This is a genomic window from Luteibacter sp. ME-Dv--P-043b (genome assembly GCF_030209605.1).
Lineage (GTDB): Bacteria > Pseudomonadota > Gammaproteobacteria > Xanthomonadales > Rhodanobacteraceae > Luteibacter.
This window is the reverse complement of record NZ_JARVRT010000008.1, coordinates 212,030-230,773: the sequence shown is the minus strand read 5'-3', so window position 1 is coordinate 230,773 and position 18,744 is coordinate 212,030. Positions and strand designations below refer to the sequence as shown.

17 protein-coding genes are annotated in these 18,744 nt (G+C 67.4%); 10 read left to right on the top strand and 7 right to left on the bottom strand.

The window, feature by feature from the left end:
- Positions 1–23: 23 nt before the first annotated feature.
- From QRN34_RS05990 to QRN34_RS05960, 7 genes are all read left to right on the top strand, one after another.
- Positions 24–521, top strand: a complete 498-nt coding sequence (locus QRN34_RS05990) for a DUF1993 domain-containing protein (protein ID WP_285402901.1) — start codon at positions 24–26, stop codon at positions 519–521.
- Complete coding sequence (locus tag QRN34_RS05985; protein ID WP_285402899.1) at positions 518–1,069, top strand: DNA-3-methyladenine glycosylase I; 552 nt, start codon at positions 518–520, stop codon at positions 1,067–1,069. Before QRN34_RS05990 ends, QRN34_RS05985 begins: the two co-directional genes overlap by 4 nt.
- An 89-nt stretch (positions 1,070–1,158) precedes the next feature.
- Positions 1,159–1,440, top strand: coding sequence for a DUF2188 domain-containing protein (locus tag QRN34_RS05980; RefSeq protein WP_285402897.1), 282 nt, complete (start codon positions 1,159–1,161; stop codon positions 1,438–1,440).
- A 67-nt stretch (positions 1,441–1,507) separates the two neighbouring features.
- Positions 1,508–3,604, top strand: a complete 2,097-nt coding sequence (gene dinG / locus QRN34_RS05975; RefSeq protein WP_285402895.1) for an ATP-dependent DNA helicase DinG — start codon at positions 1,508–1,510, stop codon at positions 3,602–3,604.
- A complete protein-coding gene (locus QRN34_RS05970; RefSeq protein WP_285402893.1) occupies positions 3,601–4,149 on the top strand; it encodes a HutD family protein in 549 nt (182 codons plus the stop codon). The genes dinG and QRN34_RS05970 overlap by 4 nt, the downstream gene beginning before the upstream one ends.
- 122 nt (positions 4,150–4,271) lie before the next feature.
- Complete coding sequence (locus tag QRN34_RS05965) at positions 4,272–4,775, top strand: lipocalin family protein (protein ID WP_285403087.1); 504 nt, start codon at positions 4,272–4,274, stop codon at positions 4,773–4,775.
- A gap of 4 nt (positions 4,776–4,779) precedes the next feature.
- The gene (locus QRN34_RS05960; protein WP_285402891.1) at positions 4,780–5,193 is read left to right on the top strand and encodes a YchJ family metal-binding protein; all 414 of its coding nucleotides are present in this window, start codon (positions 4,780–4,782) and stop codon (positions 5,191–5,193) included.
- Here QRN34_RS05960 and QRN34_RS05955 read toward each other — a convergent pair.
- Positions 5,172–6,341, bottom strand: a complete 1,170-nt coding sequence (locus tag QRN34_RS05955) for an ATP-binding protein (protein WP_285402889.1) — start codon at positions 6,339–6,341, stop codon at positions 5,172–5,174. The genes QRN34_RS05960 and QRN34_RS05955 overlap by 22 nt on opposite strands.
- A gap of 168 nt (positions 6,342–6,509) precedes the next feature.
- Between QRN34_RS05955 and QRN34_RS05950 the strand changes: the two genes are divergently transcribed.
- The gene (locus QRN34_RS05950; RefSeq protein ID WP_285402887.1) at positions 6,510–6,815 is read left to right on the top strand and encodes a hypothetical protein; all 306 of its coding nucleotides are present in this window, start codon (positions 6,510–6,512) and stop codon (positions 6,813–6,815) included.
- Positions 6,816–6,822: 7 nt separating this feature from the next.
- On the opposite strand, the gene QRN34_RS05945 is transcribed toward QRN34_RS05950, so the two are convergent.
- The 4 genes from QRN34_RS05945 to gltB form a co-directional block, all read right to left on the bottom strand.
- Entirely contained in the window at positions 6,823–7,617 is a 795-nt protein-coding gene (locus QRN34_RS05945; RefSeq protein ID WP_036139388.1) for an SDR family oxidoreductase, read from the bottom strand.
- A gap of 104 nt (positions 7,618–7,721) precedes the next feature.
- Entirely contained in the window at positions 7,722–8,492 is a 771-nt protein-coding gene (locus QRN34_RS05940; RefSeq protein WP_285402884.1) for an NRDE family protein, read from the bottom strand.
- A 170-nt stretch (positions 8,493–8,662) separates the two neighbouring features.
- Positions 8,663–10,105, bottom strand: a complete 1,443-nt coding sequence (locus tag QRN34_RS05935; RefSeq protein ID WP_285402881.1) for a glutamate synthase subunit beta — start codon at positions 10,103–10,105, stop codon at positions 8,663–8,665.
- Complete coding sequence (gltB, locus tag QRN34_RS05930) at positions 10,102–14,553, bottom strand: glutamate synthase large subunit (protein ID WP_285402879.1); 4,452 nt, start codon at positions 14,551–14,553, stop codon at positions 10,102–10,104. The genes QRN34_RS05935 and gltB overlap by 4 nt, the downstream gene beginning before the upstream one ends.
- 364 nt (positions 14,554–14,917) lie before the next feature.
- On the opposite strand from gltB, the gene QRN34_RS05925 reads away from it, so the two are divergent.
- Positions 14,918–16,090 carry a peptidoglycan DD-metalloendopeptidase family protein gene (locus tag QRN34_RS05925; protein WP_285402877.1) on the top strand — a complete coding sequence of 391 codons (1,173 nt, stop codon included), beginning with the start codon at positions 14,918–14,920 and terminating at the stop codon, positions 16,088–16,090.
- A 14-nt stretch (positions 16,091–16,104) separates the two neighbouring features.
- Positions 16,105–17,472, top strand: a complete 1,368-nt coding sequence (locus QRN34_RS05920) for a S41 family peptidase (protein WP_285402875.1) — start codon at positions 16,105–16,107, stop codon at positions 17,470–17,472.
- A 64-nt stretch (positions 17,473–17,536) separates the two neighbouring features.
- Here QRN34_RS05920 and tatC read toward each other — a convergent pair whose 3' ends face one another.
- Entirely contained in the window at positions 17,537–18,304 is a 768-nt protein-coding gene (gene tatC / locus QRN34_RS05915) for a twin-arginine translocase subunit TatC (protein ID WP_285402873.1), read from the bottom strand.
- A complete protein-coding gene (gene tatB, locus QRN34_RS05910) occupies positions 18,291–18,737 on the bottom strand; it encodes a Sec-independent protein translocase protein TatB (protein ID WP_285402871.1) in 447 nt (148 codons plus the stop codon). Before tatB ends, tatC begins: the two co-directional genes overlap by 14 nt.
- Positions 18,738–18,744: the final 7 nt, after the last annotated feature.

The following is an 18,744-nucleotide window of genomic DNA, read 5'->3' as shown; positions in this document are numbered from 1 at the left end:
AATAACTTCGCCCCGGAATGCCCATGTCCATCTCCCTGTACGACGCCACGGTGCCCGTCTTCGCGCGTGGCTTTCGCGTGCTTTCCGACCTGCTGACCAAGGCGGAGGCGCACGCCACCGATGCGTCCGCGTTGCTGGAAGGCCGACTTGCGCCGGATATGCTCACCCTGACCGGGCAGATCCAGCGCGCCAGCGACACCGCCAAGTTCGCGGTGGCCCGGCTGAGCGAGGCCCAGCCGCCCTCCTTCGAGGACAACGAGGCCAGCTTCGCCGACCTGCGCAAACGTCTGGACGCCACCGTCGCCTGGATCGAGTCGGTCGACCGCGACGCCATCGAGGCGGGGGCATCGCGCACCATCGCCCGCACGTTTCGCGACACCGAGTACACCTTCACCGGCCAGAGCTACGTGCTGACCTTCGCCCTGCCCAACTTCTTCTTCCACGTGACCACGGCGTACGACATTCTCCGCCACCAGGGCGTGCCCATCGGCAAGATGGATTACCTGGGCGTCGCCGGATGAGCGAGGGCCTTCGCCGCTGCGCCTGGGGCGATGCCGACGAGTTGCTACGCGATTACCACGATCGCGAATGGGGCGTGCCCGAGCATGACGGGCGCCGCCTCTGGGAAAAACTGGTCCTGGACGGTTTCCAGGCCGGGTTGTCCTGGCGCACCATCCTGGCCCGCCGCGACGGCTTCCGCCGGGCCTTCGAGGGCTTCGTGCCGGAGGTGGTGGCTGCATACGGCCAGGCCGACATGGAACGCCTGCTCGCCGATCCCGGGATCATCCGTTCGCGGGCGAAGATCGCCGCGGCGATCGGCAATGCCCGAGCCTATCTGGCCATGCAGCAGGCCGGGGAGGATTTTTCCCGTTTCTGCTGGGATTTCGTGGGCGGCACGCCCCTCGTCTGGGAAGGCGCCGTCCCGCCGAACAGCCCGCTTTCCGCGCAGGTCTCACGGGCGCTGAAGCAGCGCGGCTTCAGCTTCGTCGGCCCCACCATCGTGTTCGCCTGGATGGAAGCCACCGGCCTGATCGACAGCCACGCGGCGCACTGCTTCCGCCGCGGTTAACGGCATTTTTAGCCCTCCCGGCGTAGGTTGGCTACAAGGCCGTCACACCGGCCCATCGTCTGGTCCACCCAACCGTCAGTGAGGGTCCCATGGCTTCCAGCTCCGCACAGCTCTTCATTCCGTATTGCACGGCCCCGCTGGGTCCCTGGGTGGTTCGCCGCGCTTCCGCGCCGCTGGCGCGCTACGCCAGCCAGGCCCTCGCCATCGCCGCCGCGGAAGACCTCGCCCCCGCCATGTCCGACAGCCTGGGCCTGCCCGTGGAAATCCACGTGCAGCAAGCCGACGGCACCTGGGAAGAACACACCTTCGTCGTCGCCGGCCTGGTGGCCGGCCTGCCCACACCGCCTGCCGGTATCGTCCGTCACGCGTGAGCGTCATGGGGTGAGACGTCGATGAGGTAACCTTGTCCGGTTGCCTCATCCCTCTCCGTACCCATCGATGCTCACCGACGACACCAAAGCCGCGATCCGCGCCGCCTACACGCGGCTGAAGGACGGTCTTGCGGGTTTCCGGGGGCGCTCGGCCCAGCTGAAGATGATCGCCGAGGTGGCCAAGGCATTGGCCGAGCCCGCCGGCGCCGCGGTGATCGAAGCCCCGACGGGCACCGGCAAATCCATGGCCTATCTCATCGCCGGCCTGGAAGTGGCGCGCGCCCAGAAGAAGAAACTGGTCATTGCCACGGCCACCGTGGCGTTGCAGGAACAGCTGGTGCAGCGGGACATCCCGCAATACCTCAGCCTGTGCGGCGTCGAAGCGAAGATTGCCCTGGCCAAGGGCCGCGGGCGTTACCTGTGCCCGCGCAACCTGCGCATGGCCGGCGCGGAGCCCGCCGCGCAGACCGGCTTCGATTTCGATGCCGACCTGGCCCTGTGGTCGCGCCCTCCGGCGGAGCGCGACACCAAGGCGGTCGAGAAACTGGCCGCAGCGTTCGAATCGCGCGAGTGGAGCGGCGATATCGACACCAGCCCCGAGCCGCTGTCCGACCTGGTGCGCGGCATGATCACCACCAGCGCGGGCGGATGCACGGGGCGCAAGTGCGGCGCCTTCGCCGTGTGCCCGTTCTTCGTCGCCCGCCGCGCCATCGGCGAGGCCGACATCGTCGTGGCCAACCAGGACCTGGTGCTGGCCGACCTCACCATGCCACGCGACGAAGACACCTTCGGCGGCGTGATCCTGCCCAAGCCGGAAGACACCCTCTATATCTTCGACGAGGCGCACCACGTGCCTGCCAAGGCCATCGACCGCGGCGCGGCGGATGTCCACCTGGCCACTGCCGTGCGCCGTATCGGCCGCCTGCAGAACCAGATCCACGGGGCCTATTCGCTCACCGACAAGGAAAGCATCGGCAACCTCACGCTGGAGGCCGGCGACGAGAAAATGCTCGCCATGTCCAACGCCCTGGAGGAGATCGAGCGCGAGATCCGCATGACGTGGACACCGTCGTCGAACGAAACCGAGCCCGTGTTCCGCGCATCGCTGGGGCAGCTTCCGGAAAACTGGAAGATGCACGCCGAACACCTGCACCTCATCACCCGCGACATCCAGCGCTGGTTGCGCACGGTGCGCCGCACGGTGGTGGAAATGGAAGCGGGCGGCCCGACCCAGGAAGCGCTGTCGCGCGAGCTGGGCGTGGCCCTGGAGCGACTCGAGCGCCAGGTGAAGACGTGGTACGCCTGGTCCACCGACGACAGCGACACCGGACCGCCGCTGGCCCGCTGGGTCAGCATGACGCCGGAGCAGCAGCTGGTCTGCCACGCCTCCGCGGTGTCGGCCGGCGGCCTGCTGCGCAACGTGCTGTGGGACAACGCATCCGCCGTGGTGATGACGTCCGCGACGCTCAGCGCCGGCGGTAATTTCCGCGGGTTTGCCGATGCGGTGGGCCTGCCCAACGACGCCGTGACGCTCAGCCTGCCCTCGCCGTTCGACCTCGAACGCCAGGCCACCCTGAGCGTGCCCAGCATGAAGACCCTGCCCGACGATCGCGAAGGGCACGCCCGCGAGATCTCCTCCTGGCTGGCGCAAAACCTCGACTGGGACGCGGGCAACCTCGTGCTGTTCACCTCGCGGGCCAAGCTCGACCGCGTGCTGCAGACGCTGCCCATCGAGTTCGTCCGCAAGGTGCGCGCGCAGGGCTCGCTGTCCAAGCAGCAATTGATCACCGAGCACCGCGAGGACATCGAGGCCGGCAAGGGCAGCACGCTGTTCGGCCTGGCCTCGTTCGGCGAAGGCCTGGACCTGCCCGGCAAGCTGTGCGAAACGGTGGTGGTGACACAGCTGCCGTTCGCGGTGCCTACCGATCCGGTCGGCGCCACCTATGCGGAGTGGCTGGAGTCGCGCGGACGCAACCCGTTCATCGAGGTGAGCGTGCCGGATGCCACACGCATCCTCACGCAGTATTGCGGCCGGCTGATCCGCACGGAAACCGACACCGGTCGCATCGTGCTGCTGGATCGCCGCGTGGTCACCAAGCGCTACGGCACCGGCATGCTGCGGGCCCTGCCCCCGTTCGCGCGCGATATCGAGCGCGTCGCGTGAGCGTGATCGGTTTCGCACGCTTGCGTGCCGTGCCGTGGAAGAACGGCCTGGGCATCACGCGTGAGATCCAGGTCGAACCCGCCGGCGCGACGATGGACGATTTCCTCTGGCGGGCCAGCATCGCGGAGGTCGACACGGCCTCGCCGTTCTCGGTGTTTCCCGGCATCGACCGGACGATCGTGCTGCTGGACGGCAACGGCTTCACCATGACCCTCGACGAAAACCGCGTGCACGCGCTGACCACACCCTGTGTACCGTTCGCTTTCGCTGGCGAGTCGCGTGTCGAGGTCGCCCTGGCCGGTGGTGCCACCCGCGATTTCAACCTGATGGTCCGGCGCAGTCATGCACGGGGCCATGTCGATGTCGAACGGGGCCCCGCCATGCTCGAACATCAGGACGTGGCCCTGCTGCACCTGGCACGGGGCCATGCCGAGGTGGACGGCGTGGCGTGTGTCCCGGGGGACAGCGCCATCGGGCCACGCACGGTGCGGCTCGCTGCCGACGCGGTGGCCCTCTGCGTGCGGGTGGTCCTGCTGACGCGATGAACGGCCAGGGTTGGCGTGTCGTCCGCAAGTTCAAACGGGGTTCAAGCCCCGGTGCGCATCGTAGGGGATCGTTCCCCCGGATCTACACCATGCGCATCGCTCTCACGGCCCTCCTCCTCTCCATGGCCACCACCGGCGCCCTCGCCAGCACGCCGGTCACGGCCGTGTCGCACCTCGACCTGGATCGGTACGCCGGCACCTGGCACGAGATCGCGCGCCTGCCCATGTGGTTCCAGCGCAAATGCGAGAAGGATGTCACCGCGCATTACACGCCCCGGCCCGACGGCACGGTCACCGTACACAACGCCTGCGTGACCGCCGAGGGCAAGACCATCGCCAGCGATGGCGTGGCACGACGGCCCGAGCCGTTCGCGCTGGGCAAGCTGCAGGTGCGTTTCGCGCCCGCGTGGCTGTCGTGGGTGCCGCTGGTCTGGGCGGATTATTGGGTGATCGCGCTGGACGACGACTACCGCTGGGCGATGATCGGCCAGCCGGGCCGCAAGTACCTCTGGATACTGTCCCGCGAGCCCTCGCTGGACCGGAAGACCTTCGAGGAACTCAAGGCGCGCGCGGTGTCGATGGGCTACGACCTTGGCCCGCTGATCGTCTCGGGCAAGGTCGACTGACGCCATGGCTGCCTCGGACTCTTCGGGCACTGCCGGCGCGTCCGGCCCTTGCCCCTGCGGCAGCGGTCCCTCCTATGCCGCATGCTGCGGCCGCTGGCACGCCGGCGAGGCCGCCCCGACCGCCGAAGCGCTGATGCGCTCTCGCTACAGCGCCTATGTCCTCGGCCTGGAGGCGTATCTGCTGGATACGTGGCACGCATCCACACGGCCATCCCATCTCGGACTGGCCACGCAGTCGCCCCGACCCACCTGGCTGGGGCTGTCGGTGAAACGCCATGACAATCCGTCGGCGGACACGGCTGTCGTCGCGTTCGTGGCGCGCCTGCGCATGGGCGGCGGCAGCGCGGAGCGCATGCAGGAGACGAGCCGCTTCGTGCGCGAAGACGGGCGCTGGTTTTATGTCGACGCGGCGTCCTGATCCACGGGTGGCCATCTCCCTTCCCGTTCCAACCGCTCGTACCATGTGCGCATTCCGCTGTCCTCCGGTGCGTAGTCGCCCCTCGCCGACTTCCAGATAAGCGGTGGCTCTCGATTCCTGAGCTTTTCGGTGGCCGCCTGTGCCGTACCTGCCTGCACCAGCTTGCCGTGCGCCTCGGTGTACTCCTTCAGGGCATCGCCGGTGAACAGCTTCCCTTCTTTTCCGTGGGAAAGAACGCGTGTAAGTATGGCCCGCTCCAGCGCAGATAAGCTTTCGTAAGCATTCGCATAATCCGCAGCCCGGTCTTGCTCGTAGTGATGGGCCTGGATGTCGAGCAAGTCGTGGAAATTGTCGTCCGTCAGCCGGCTGAACGGTCCGGCCACCCGGGTTATGGCGTTCTGGATTTCCTCAGGACGATGGTCGAAGCGAACGAACGTTTCGTACAGGCGTTGGTTGTCGATGGCGAGCGCTGGTTTGGCAACCCGAAGGTGCCCTGCAAGGAAGTCCATGTAAGGATCGCCGAGCAGCGGCAACTCGTTGATCGTCGATCCCAAGAAGGGCGTGCTGTTGCCATGCACCAAGCGCAACAGCTTGTCGCGGTCGGAGCCCGACATCACCAGACCAAGCCGGGTAACACCGGGGCTGTTGATGGTATCCCGCGCCGATTTGAGCGCGAACATGGCATTCATGCCTTCCTTGGATGTGATGGCGTGCTGCGCCTCATCCACGATCAGGACGACGGGTCTTTCGACTTTCTCGATGAGGGATTTGAGGGCATCGGCCAGACTGGCGCCGGGCTTGCTGCCGATATCCCCGAGATTGAACTCCACACCATGGATACTGACTTTGCTGAGCCCCACGGCTTGAGCAGCGCGTGCTACGGCACCCTGTGCCTTGGCAAGGGCGCTAGCGATGGTGTTCGCAATCAGTTCACCGGGATCTGTGCTGGGATTCTTCCAGAGATCGACGTAAAGCACCAAGGCATCCAGCTTCTCGAGAGCCGGGGTCAACTCTTCGATAAGGAATGTAGATTTGCCCGTTCGGCGAGGCGCGCCGAGGAACAGGGTGCTCGACGTGAAGAGACCGGCTTTCAGGACCAACGTGGCGGACTCGGTGGCGACATCCGGACGCTTGAAATGCAGTTCCATGGTTTTACGTGTCAAAAGTCTAGTTTACTTAACTTAAGCTTCGCTACTTAATTTTTCAAGAGCGACTTCAAGTGCATGTATTTAGTAATTTTTTTCTTTTAAATCAGTTTTTCCATTCTCACTTAATTTAAGTGAATCAACTTAAATCGAACCAGATGAGGGATATCGGTGGCCGGCGATAACGGCACGGCGGTCTGCCAGGCCATCCGCGAGCGACGCCTGCTGGCCATCGAATACGGCGGCACGCACCGGCTGGTGCAACCGCATGTCTATGGGGACGACCACGCCGGCCATCGCCTGCTCAGCGCCTATCAGGTGAGCGGCGACAGCGCGTCGGGCGCGTCCCGGGGATGGAAGTCGTTCCGCATGGACCGGGTCGGCTCGGTGGTCTTGACCACCGAGCGGTTCCATGGGGCGCGCACCGACTACCAACGCGACGACGGCGCCTTCGCGCGTGTGCTGTGCCAGCTGTGAGCGCTGGTCAGACGATCGAGCGGGTGACGCCGCCATCGACACGGATCGCGGCGCCGGTGGTGCCGGAGGCCTGTTCCGAGGCGAGGTACACCGAGGCGTTGGCGACCTCTTCCACGCTGAGCAGGCGCTTGATCAGCGACGTGGGACGATGGGTCTGGATGAAGTCCTTCTCCACCGCTTCCATCGCGATGCCCTGTTCCTTCGCGATCTTGCCGAAGAACTCGCTGACACCTTCCGACAGGGTCGGCCCGGGAAGGATCGCATTGACGGTAACGCCGGTACCGGCCAGCACCTCGGCCAGGCCGCGCGACACACCGAGCTGGGCCGTCTTCGTCACGCCGTAGTGGACCATCTCGGCCGGCACCTGCACACCCGATTCGCTCGAGATGAACTGCACGCGGCCCCAGCCACGTTCGGCCATGCCCTTGGCGTAATGACGCGACAGGCGAACGCCCGAGTTCACGTTCACTTCGAAGAAGCGCGTCCATTCCGCGTCGTCGATGGCGAAGAAATCCTTCGGCTCGAAAATGCCCAGGTTGTTCACCAGGATGTCGGTGTCCGGCACGGCGCGGGTCAGCGTCGCCGCCCCTTCGGCCGTGCCAAGGTCGGCGGCCACACCGGTGACGGTGGCGTTCGGCGCGGCTTTCTTCACGGCAGCGATGGCGTCGTCCACACGTGCCTGGGTGCGCCCGGTCACGACCACGGCAGCCCCCGCGACGGCCAGGCCGGTGGCGATGGCCAGGCCGATGCCAGCGGTGGAGCCGGTGACGATGGCATGGCGCTGGCTGAGATCGATGTGCATGGGGTGGCTCCGGACAGGAAAGGATCACCTTATCGTCGGGGCGCAGCCGGCGGGGATCAATTGCCGGCCGGGCAAAAGAGCCTTTCCGCCGGGGAAAGGGCGGATCAGCGCGGCACGTCGGCGTCGATGCGGGTCTCGCCCTCAAACACGCCGTGGGGCCCGAAGCGACGCTCGCCGATCATCGTGCGACCCTCGTTGTCGACGAGGATCACGGTGCTGGCGCGCGTGCCGTAGTGTTCCCCGACGATGAACGCGCTGGAGAGGAAACGCTCGCGCTCGATGCCGATACCCGTGTCCGGCAGCACGTCGTCGGGCCAGACGCCGCGATCGGCCAGCAGCGCGAACAGCCTGTCAGGGTCGCCGCTGCCGTCTTGCGCCAGCCAGTCGCCAAGCCGCTGGACCAGCGCGCGCGTCTTCGGCCACGGCGCGTTGAAGTCGGCATTGCTCAGGCCATGCACGCCGGCGGCCACCGGCTGCGCACGGGCCACAGGGTGGTTGCCCAGGTAGTACGCGTCGTCATGATCGAAGGTCAGCAGGTTGAACGGTCGATAGTCCCGCGCGCTGGCCATCAGTTCGATGGCGTGGGTGCGTGCGGGCAACGTGGCGCCGAGATAGTCGGCCACCAGCAGGCCCCGTGACAGGCCACTGTGGTCGGCATGCATGTCGCGCACGTTGGTGATCACGCCGACGCGTCCATCCGGGGCGACGCCGGCCCAGGTACCGCCGGCCTCGAGGTCACGACCCGCGAGGATCTGCGGCGCCTCGTCCCACGCGGCCAGCGGCGCCGTCGGCCGCGCATGGAACTCGTCGCGGTTGGCGACCAGCACCAAACGCCACTGCGGGTGGGCGCGCCAGGCAAAAGCGATCAGGCACATGGCAGCGTCGGGGCGTGCAGCGGCATGCGCCCATTGTGCGCCCCGTAGGTCACGATGACCATGTAGGAGCGCACGATGTGCGCGATGGGGGGTGCGTCATCGCCGCTTCGTCGGCTTTTCGCGCACATCGTGCGCTCCTACACGCGGCTTTTCGCGCACATCGTGCGCTCCTACACGGCCTGGCGGAGGGGGGCCGTGTGTTTTGCGGTGGCGAGCATGCGGACGATGGAGGCGGCGGCTTCGCGGCCATCGTAGACGGCACGGACGACCAGATCGGCGCCGCGCACGTTGTCGCCACCGGCAAACACCTGCGGATGGCTGGTCTGCAGCGGCAGGCGACCTTCGCCACCGACCGCGATGCGTCCGCTGTGATCGCGTTCGATGCCGAAGGCGTCGCACCAGTCGGGCGGACTCGGCTGGAATCCGAAGGCCTGGATGACGACGTCGGCCGGCAGGTCGGTTTCGCTGCCTTCGATGTTCTGCGGACGCGGGCGACCGTCGAGGCCCGCCACCAGTTGGGTCTCGACGACGCGAACGGCGGTGATGCGGCCGTCCTCACCCAGCAGGGCCATCGGCTGGCGCTGGAACAGGAAGCGCACGCCCTCCTCGCGGGAATAGCCGACTTCGCGGCGCGAGCCGGGCATGCTCGGCTCGTCGCGACGGTACACGCAGGTGACCGAGGCGGCACCCAGGCGGATGGCCGTGCGGTTGCAGTCCATGCCGGTATCGCCACCGCCCAGCACCACGACGTGCTTGCCGGCGAGGTCGTACTCGGCGGACGGCTCCTCGTCGCGCAGCAGCCGCTCGGTGTTGCCGATGAGGAAGGGCAAGGCATCATGCACGCCCGCCAGGTCACGACCTTCCAGTTGGCCGTCCACGTAGGTGTACGCACCGGTGCCGACGAACACGGCGTCGTAATCGGCGAGCAGGTCGTCGAACGCGATGTCGCGCCCGATCTCCACGCCGAGGTGGAAGGTAACGCCCATGCCCTCGAGCACCATGCGCCGCGTGCGCACGATCGCCTTGTCGAGCTTGAACGGCGGGATGCCGAACGTCAGCAGGCCGCCGATCTCGTGCTGCCGGTCGAACACATCGGCAGCGATGCCCGCGCGACGCAGGCGATCCGCGCAGGACAGCCCGGCCGGACCGGCACCGACGATGGCCACTCGCGCACCGGTGTCCTTCACCCGTGACAGGTCGGGGCGCCAGCCCTGGCGGATGGCTTCGTCCGTGGCCCAGCGCTCGACGCTGCCGATGGTGACGGCGCCGAAATCGCCCTGCTCCAGCGTGCATGCGCCCTCGCACAGGCGATCCTGCGGGCACACGCGACCACAGATTTCCGGCAGCGGATTGGTCTCGTGCATCAGCGTGGCCGCTTCGAACAGCCGTCCGTCCTGGACCAGCTTCAGCCAGTTCGGGATGTAGTTGTGCACCGGGCAGGCGTGCTCGCAGTACGGGTTGCCGCAGTCGATGCAGCGTTCGGACTGCGCGGCGGCCTCCGGAGGGGCGAAGTCGCCGGAGATTTCGCCGTATCCCAGCACACGCACGGCGACCGGCACCGTGCGTGGCGTCTGTCGCGGGATCTCGAGGAAACGGAAATCCTTGCTGCTCATGCGGCACTCCGCAGTTCTTCCGCCAGCGCATCGAGGCTGGCGGCCTTGGGTTTGACCAGCCAGAACCGCTGCAGCAGGCCACGGAAATCGCCCAGCACCTGGCGGCCCCAGGCGGAGTCGGTGAGTTCGGCATGCCGGGCGATGAGCTGGCGCAGGTGCTGCATGTAGTGTTCCATGCCCTCGTGCGAGATACGCACGATGTCGACGAGTTCGTGGTTGTAGCAATCGACGAAGTTGCGCTCGATGTCGAGTACGTAGGCGAAGCCGCCGGTCATGCCCGCGCCGAAGTTCAGCCCGGTGCGACCCAGCACCGCCACCACGCCGCCGGTCATGTATTCACAGCAGTGATCGCCGGCGCCCTCGACGACGGCCAGCGCCCCGGAATTGCGCACGGCGAAGCGTTCGCCGGCCTGGCCCGCGGCGTAGAGTTCGCCGCCGGTCGCGCCGTAGAGGCAGGTGTTGCCGATGATCGAGGCATCCTGGCTGGCGAAGGGCGAATCCGCCGGCGGACGAATGACCAGACGGCCGCCCGCCATGCCCTTGCCCACGCCGTCGTTGGCCTCGCCGGTGAGGTCGATATGCACGCCGGCGGCATTCCATGCGCCGAGGCTCTGCCCGGCGGAGCCGAACAGGTGCAGGTTGACCGGCTTGCCGCTCATGCCCATGTCGCCCCAGCGACGGGCCACGTCACCGGAAAGACGCGCGCCGATGGCGCGGTCGGTGTTGACGATGGGATAGGTGAAGCTGCCGCCCAGGCCATCCGTGACCGCTTCGCGGGTTTCCGCGGCGATGCGGCTGGCGAGGGTGGCCGGATCGCGCATGGGGTTGCGCGCGAAAGTGCAGGCGAAGTCCACCTTCGTACCCAGGCCGTCCTCGCTGATGAGCGGGGCCAGGTCCAGGCGCTCCTGCACGATGGTAACGCCCTCGCGCTGTTTGAGGCGCCCGCTCTGGCCGATCAGCTCGGCCAGCGAACGCACGCCCAGTTGCGCGAGGTGGCGACGGACATCCTCCGCGATGAAGCGGAAGTAGTTCATCACCATCTCGGGGAGGCCGATGAAGTGTTTCTGCCGCAGCACGGGATGCTGCGTGGCCACGCCCGTGGCGCAATTATTGAGATGGCAGATGCGCAGGTACTTGCAACCCAGCGCCACCATCGGGCCGGTGCCGAAGCCGAAGCTTTCAGCACCCAGCAGCGCAGCCTTGATGACGTCGAGGCCGGTCTTCAGGCCACCGTCCGTCTGCAGGCGCACGCGACCGCGCAGGTCGTTCAGGCGCAACGTCTGCTGGGTTTCCGCCAGGCCCAGTTCCCACGGCGTGCCCGCGTACTTGATCGAGGTGAGCGGGCTGGCGCCGGTGCCTCCGTCGTGGCCGGACACGGTGATCAGGTCGGCGCCGGCTTTCACCACGCCCGCGGCCACCGTGCCGACGCCCGCGTGCGAGACGAGCTTGACCGAGATCAGTGCCTTCGGATTCACTTCCTTGAGGTCGTGGATCAGCTGGGCCAGGTCTTCGATGGAATAGATGTCGTGGTGCGGTGGCGGCGAGATCAGGCCGATGCCCGGCTTGGCGTAACGCAGCCGCGCAATGGTGGCATCGACCTTGTGACCGGGCAGCTGGCCACCCTCGCCCGGCTTGGCACCCTGGGCGATCTTGATCTGCAACACCTCGGCGTTGACCAGGTAGCTCGGGGTGACGCCGAAACGACCCGAGGCCACCTGCTTGATCTTCGACGCGCGCTCGGTGCCGTAGCGCGAGGGGTCCTCACCGCCTTCGCCCGAGTTGCTGCGCGCACCGAGCCGGTTCATCGCGATGGCGAGTGCCTCGTGTGCTTCCGGCGACAGGGCGCCCAGCGACATGCCCGCGGAGTCGAAGCGGCGGAGGATGTCCTCCACGGGCTCGACCTGGTCCAGCGGGATCGGCGTACCGACGCGCGGCACCAGCAGGTCGCGCAGTGCCGAAGGCGGTCGCGTGTCCACATGGTGCGCGTAGGCTTCGTAGTCGGCGTAGTTGCCCGTGCGCACCGCCACCTGCAGCGTGGCGATGACATCGGGGTTGTACATGTGGAACTCGCCGCCGTGCACGTACTTGAACAGGCCGCCGGCACGCAGTGCATGCGCTTCGTCCCAGGCTTCCGCGGCCAGCAGGCGTTGCTCGCGTTCCAGGTCGTCGAAGGTGGAGCCACCGATACGCGATGGCGTACCCGGGAAACAGGCTGCCACCACTTCCGGCGACAGGCCGACGATTTCGAACAGCTGCGCACCGCGATAGCCCGCCACGGTGGAGATGCCCATCTTCGAGAGGATCTTCAACAGGCCCTTGCGGATACCGCGGCGGTAGTTGCGGCCGATCTCGCGCGGTGCGCCCTCGCCGTTGCGGATGTGTCCGCTGCGGCCCATGTCGAACAGGCTCTGGTAGGCCAGCCACGGATAGATGGCCGTGGCACCGAAACCGATCAGGCAGGCGAAGTGGTGGGGATCGCGTGGCGTGGCCGTCTCGACCATGATGTTGCACTGGCAGCGCAGGCCCTTGTCGACCAGCCGCGCGTGCACGGCGCCGGTGGCCAGCAGCGCATGGATGGGCAGGAGGTCGCGACGCGGGTAGCGGTCGCTCAGGAACACGATGCGCACGCCCTTGCGCACGGCGGCTTCCGCCTCGTCGCAGAGTTGGGCCAGCGCCTGTTCGAGGGTTTCGTCCGCGCCGTACATGAGGTCGAAGCGCGGCGTGTCCGCGTACTCCGGATTGGCCAGGATCTGGCGCAGCTTGCGCTGGGAGAGGATCGGCGAGTTGAGCAGGATCTGACGGGCGTTCTCCGGCCCGAGGTCGAAGATGTTGCGCTCCTGGCCGATCTGGGTGACCAGCGACATCACCAGCCGCTCGCGCAGCGGATCGATCGGGGGGTTGGTCACCTGGGCAAAGCCCTGGCGGAAGCGGTCGAACAGCGGGCGGATCTGCCGCGACAGCACGGCCATGGGCGTGTCGTCGCCCATCGAACCGGTGGCCTCGGCTTCGGTTTCGGCCAGCACCTTCAGTACCGACTCGCACTCCTCCCGCGACAGGCCGAAGAGCTTCTGGTAGCGGCGCAGTTCGTCCGCCGGCAAGGGCTCGGCGGCCAGGCTGGGATCGATCAGGTCGGATTCGAGATAGGTGACGCCTTCGCGCAGCCAGTCGCGGAACGGGGCACGCCCACGGTTGATCGCATCGATGTCGGCATCGCGCAGCAGGCGATGCTCGCGGAAATCGACGGCGATCATCTCGCCCGGCGCAAGGCGACCCTTGGCGACGATGCGCGCCGACGGGACATCCCACAGGCCGGCTTCGGAGGCCACGATCAGGTGGTTGTCGTCCGAGAGCGCCCAGCGCGCCGGACGCAGGCCGTTGCGGTCCAGCGTGCAGGCGGCATAGCGTCCGTCGCAGATGACCAGGCCGGCCGGGCCGTCCCAGGGTTCGCTGTGCAGCGCGTAGTATTCGTAGAACGCGGCCAGGTCTTCGTCGATGTCCTCGCGCGCGGCGTAGGCCGGCGGCACCAGCACACGCATGGCGGTGAGCAGGTCCATGCCACCCATCAGCAGCACTTCGAGGGCGTTGTCGAGGCTTTCCGAGTCCGAGCCGCTCTGGCGCACCAGCGGACCGATGTCCGACAGGTCAACGTGCTCGGAGCGCATGACGGCCGTGCGTGCCTGCATCCAGCGACGATTGGCGCGGATGGTGTTGATCTCGCCGTTGTGCGCCAGCAGGCGGAAAGGCTGGGCCAGTCGCCACTGCGGCGAGGTGTTGGTCGAGAAGCGCTGGTGGAAGACCACCGCGTCCGCCACCAGGGCCGGATGGGCGAGGTCGGGATACACCTGGCGCAGGCGGCCGGGCGCGGCCATGGCCTTGTAACCGATGACCTCACCGGACAGCGAGACCACGTAGAACTGCCTGTCGTCGGCAAGGCGCAGTTCCGTGCGACGACGCGCCCGGAACAGCGCGGCCTCGAACGCCGCGACGGGCATGTCGCCCGGGGCGTCGACGAATACCTGCCGCACGCGCGGCATGGACGACGCAGCCAGCGGGCCGCAGGCCGCGGTATCGACGGCGACATCACGCCAGCCGGCGACGGAAAGTTTCACCGCCGCCAGCTCGTCCTCGAGCACCCGGGCCGCGGCATCGTCGCCCTGCGGATCGAGGAACACCACGCCCGCGGCGAAGTGCGTAGCCAGCGTGATGCCCGCTTCTCCAGCGAGCGCGCGCAGCCACTCCACCGGGCGCCGGATGAGCACGCCGCAGCCGTCGCCGCTGATGCCGTCGGCATTGACGCCACCGCGGTGGGAAAGACGGGCGAGTGCGTCGAACGCCGTGTCGACCAGCGCGGCGCTGGCGTGACCGTCGATCTGCGCGACGAGACCGAAGCCGCAGCTGTCGTGTTCGAACGCCTCGTCATAGAGGCGCGGAATGCCTTGCTTCACCATCCGCCTCCTGGTGGCTTGGTTTTGCTGGGGTGGCGCATGCGTGGCCCCACGGCCTGGAACGGCCGACTCTTCACGCATGCGCAGAGGACGAGCGACCCACTTTAGTCACATTTGCCGCGGCGCGTCAAAGCGTTCGGACGTCCAAACACGAATGCAACGAAAATCTTACGGACGGCCCCCGCAGACCACTGCGCGCGAATGGCGCCCGTCAGCGCCTGCAAGGCCATACCAGCCCCTGCCGCCGGTCCGTGCCGGCCGGGCGGCCGTTCGACCGGCACCGGTGGCGCGGCGGGGTACGGAGCCCCTCGGGGCATTCCCGGGCACGGACAGGCGGCCCGCCCCCGGGATGGGTAATAATCGCCGGATGCGCCCACGTCCCCGCCTCGCCTTCATCCTCGCCCTCGCCGCTGCCTCCCTCTCGCCCACGCCACCCGCCCTGGCGGCCCAGGATGCGAAGGCACGGACGCAGCAGGAGGAAACCCGGCAGAAGCTGGAAGGTGTCCGCAAGGACATCGACAACCTGACGAAGGAACAGCGCGAGACGGCCAACGCCCGCGACAGCGCCAATGCCGCGCTGGCGAAACAGGCCGAGCAGGTCTCGGCTGCGGCGAAGGCCGTGCGCGCCACCGACGGCGACCTGCAGCAGCGCCAGCACGACCTCGAACAGCTGAACGCGCAGCGCGCCAGCATGGAAGCCGGTCTCTCGAAGCAGAAGGATGCCCTGGGCGACCTGCTGCGCGCCACCTACACGCTGGGCCGTGGTTCCGACCTGCAATTGCTGCTGGGCGACGAGGACGTCAACCGGATATCCCGCGCCCTGGCGTATTCACGTTACTTCCAGGACAACCGGGTCGAGAAGATCCACGGGCTGCTGGCGGATCTTTCCCGCCTGCAGGAGGTCGAAGCTGCCATCACGGCCGAACAGCAGAAACTCGAGGCCACCCGGGCGGAGCGCGAGGCACGCGCCGCCGAACTGGAGAAGCAGCGGACCAGCCAGGCGAAACTGGTGGCCGAGGCGGATTCGAAATACAAGGACCAGGCCCAGCGCATCGCCGCCCTCAAACAGAACGAGCAGGACATGAACGCGCTGGTCGCGCGACTGCAGAAAGTGATCGACGAGGCGGCCAAGGCGGCCGAGCCCGCACCGGCGCCCAAGGGCGCGCCCGCCGCCGCACCGGTGGGCAACCTGCGCGGCAGCCTGCCCTGGCCGACCAACGGGCCGGTGCACGCCTTCGGCAGCGGTGTGATCATCGTCGCGCCGCGCGGCAGCGAGGTAAAGGCCGTGGCGCGTGGTCGCGTGGTGTTCGCGAACTTCCTGCGCGGCTACGGCATGATGATCATCGTCAACCACGGCAACGGTTTCATGAGCATGTACGGCAACAACGAGACGCTGCTGCACGGCGTGGGCGACATGGTGGAGGCCGGCGAAGCCGTCGGCACGGCCGCCGCGCCCGCCGGTGACAACGGCGCGTACTTCGAGCTGCGCCAGGGTGGCAAGCCCATCGATGCGCGCGGCTGGTTGAGCAAGAAGCATTGATCCCGGAGACACGCATGCGCCAGCACCCCCTTCGTCTCGCCCTCGCACTGGCTCTTGCCGGTGCGGTGACGGTTCCTGCCGCCGATGCACAGCAGGCGAAGCCGACGCCCATCCGGCAGCCCGATGCGCCCGCGGCGTCGTCCACGTCGGCCGCCAAGGTGGCCAGCCAGGCCGACGACACGGTGGACCTAGACGACATTCGCAATTTCACGCGGGTGTACCACATCGTCCAGCAGGCCTATGTCGAGAAACTGGACAACAAGACGATCATGAAGGCCGCCATTGGCGGCATGCTGCAGAACCTCGACCCGCACAGCGAATACCTCGACAAGGAAGGCCTGGCCGAACTCGATGAAGACACCACGGGCCAGTACGGTGGCCTGGGCATCGAGGTACTGCAGGTGGACGGCACTCTGAAGATCGTCTCGCCGATCGACGACACGCCCGCCTCGCGCGGTGGCATCAAGGCCGGCGACACCATCCTCAAGGTGGACGGCACGGTCGTCGACAGCCAGAACATCGACGACGCGTTCAAGAAATTGCGCGGCGATCCCGGCAGCAAGGTCACGCTGACGATCCTGCACGAGAAATCGGACAAGCCGATCGACGTGCCCCTGGTGCGCGAACGCATCGCGGTCACCAGCGTCAAGCTTCGCCAGCTCGATCCGGGGTATGTCTACATCCGCATCAGCCAGTTCCAGGAAGATACCTCGACCGACCTGGACACGAAGCTGGCGGCATGGATCGCGAAGAACGGCGCGCCCAAGGGCGCGGTACTGGACCTGCGCTCCAACCCCGGCGGCCTGCTGACCACGGCCGTGGGCGTAGCCGACACCTTCCTCGACGCGGGTACCATCGTCACGACCAAGGGCCGCCTGCAGGACGCCAACCTGCGCTTCGACGCGCACCCCGGCGACCTGTTGAAGGGCGCACCGATGATCATCCTGGCCGACAACGGCACGGCGTCCGCGGCGGAGATCGTCTCCGGTGCGCTCAAGGACAACCATCGCGCGCTGATCATGGGCCGGCGCACGTTCGGCAAGGGCGTGGTGCAGACCGTACTGCCACTGGACGCGGACCACGCGGTGAAGATCACCACGGCGCGGTATTACACGCCCAACGGCACGTCGATCCAGGCCGAGGGAATCAAACCCGACATCGCGCTGGCGGATCTGTCGGTGACCAAGAGCGAGACGGCACCCCAGCTGATCGGCTCCGAGGCCGACCTGCCCAACCACCTGGTCAACGAAAAAGCCTCGGCCGACGAGAAGGGCGCCGCCGATGACGACGGCAAGCTGGCCACTCAGGATTACGCGCTGTCGCAGGCACTGAACGTACTGAAGGGCCTGGCGCTGGGTCGCGCTGCCACGCACACCCCTTAGGCCGGCAACCCCGCAGGCCATGACGCGCACCGCGCCGCAGCCGCGCGCGATGCGGGCCGCCGGGTCAGGCGATGGGGTCCGCCGGCGCGGGCTTGAGCAGGAACTTCACGGCCAGCAGCCCGAGCTCGTAGAGGATGCACATGGGCACGGCCAGCATCACCATGGACAGCAGGTCCGGCGGCGTAATGAACGCCGCGATGGCGAACGCGCCGACGATGGCGTAGCCCCGGCCCTTGCTGAGTTTTTCCGCATCCACGACGCCGATCGCGGCCAGGATGACCACCGCCACCGGCACTTCGAAGCACAGGCCGAAGGCGAAGAACATCAGCATGACGAAATCGAGGTAATGCGTGATGTCGGTCATCATCGCGACGCCATCGGGCGTGACCGCATTGAGGAACTTGAACGCCGCCGGCAACACGACGAAATAGGCGAACGCGCAGCCTGAGTAGAACAGCACCAGCGACGCCACCAGCAACGGCCGGGCCAGGCGCTTTTCGTGCCGGTACAGCCCGGGGCTGACGAAGGCCCACAGCTGGTAGAGGATCATCGGCATGCTGATGAACAGCGCGCAGAAGAACGCCAGTTTCAACGGCGTGACGAACGGGCTGGCCACCTCCGTGGCGATCAGGTGCGCGCCCTGCGGCATGCGCTCGACCAGTGGCTTGGCCAGTTCGGCGTAGAGGTGGTTGGCCACGGGTACGAGTGCCAGCAACACCACCAGCAGGACGACGATAGCGCGCAGCAGGCGGGAGCGCAGTTCGATCAGGTGGGAGAACAGGCCTTCTTCGACGACGTCGTCGCTGGAGGGGCCGGTGTCAACGGGGCTCATGTGGTTCGTTCCGGGGCGGCGTGGATTCGCCGTAGGCCAGGGGGAGCATGTCGCGTGCCGGATCGGGCACGCGGCCCTCGGCATGGGCTACCTGCGGCTCGGTAAAGGCGTCGCGCGCCTGCTCCCCGGCCTGCCGAGCCTCGCCCGCCGCGGCGCGGAAATCCTCGCGGACGCTGTTACCAGCGGCACGGATGTCATCGCGCACGCTGTCGTGGGTGGCCCGGGCGTGCTCGGCCGTCTCGCGCAGGGTGCGCTTGATTTCCTCGGCCTGGATCTCCCGCTCGACTTCGGACTTCACGCTGTCCCAGCCGTTGCGCATGCGCCGCAGCAGGGCGCCCGCCGTGCGCGCGGCATGGGGCAGGCGCTCGGGGCCGAGCACGATGAGCGCCACTACCGCGAGCAGCAGCAATTTACCGAAGCTGATCTCGATCATGGCGCCG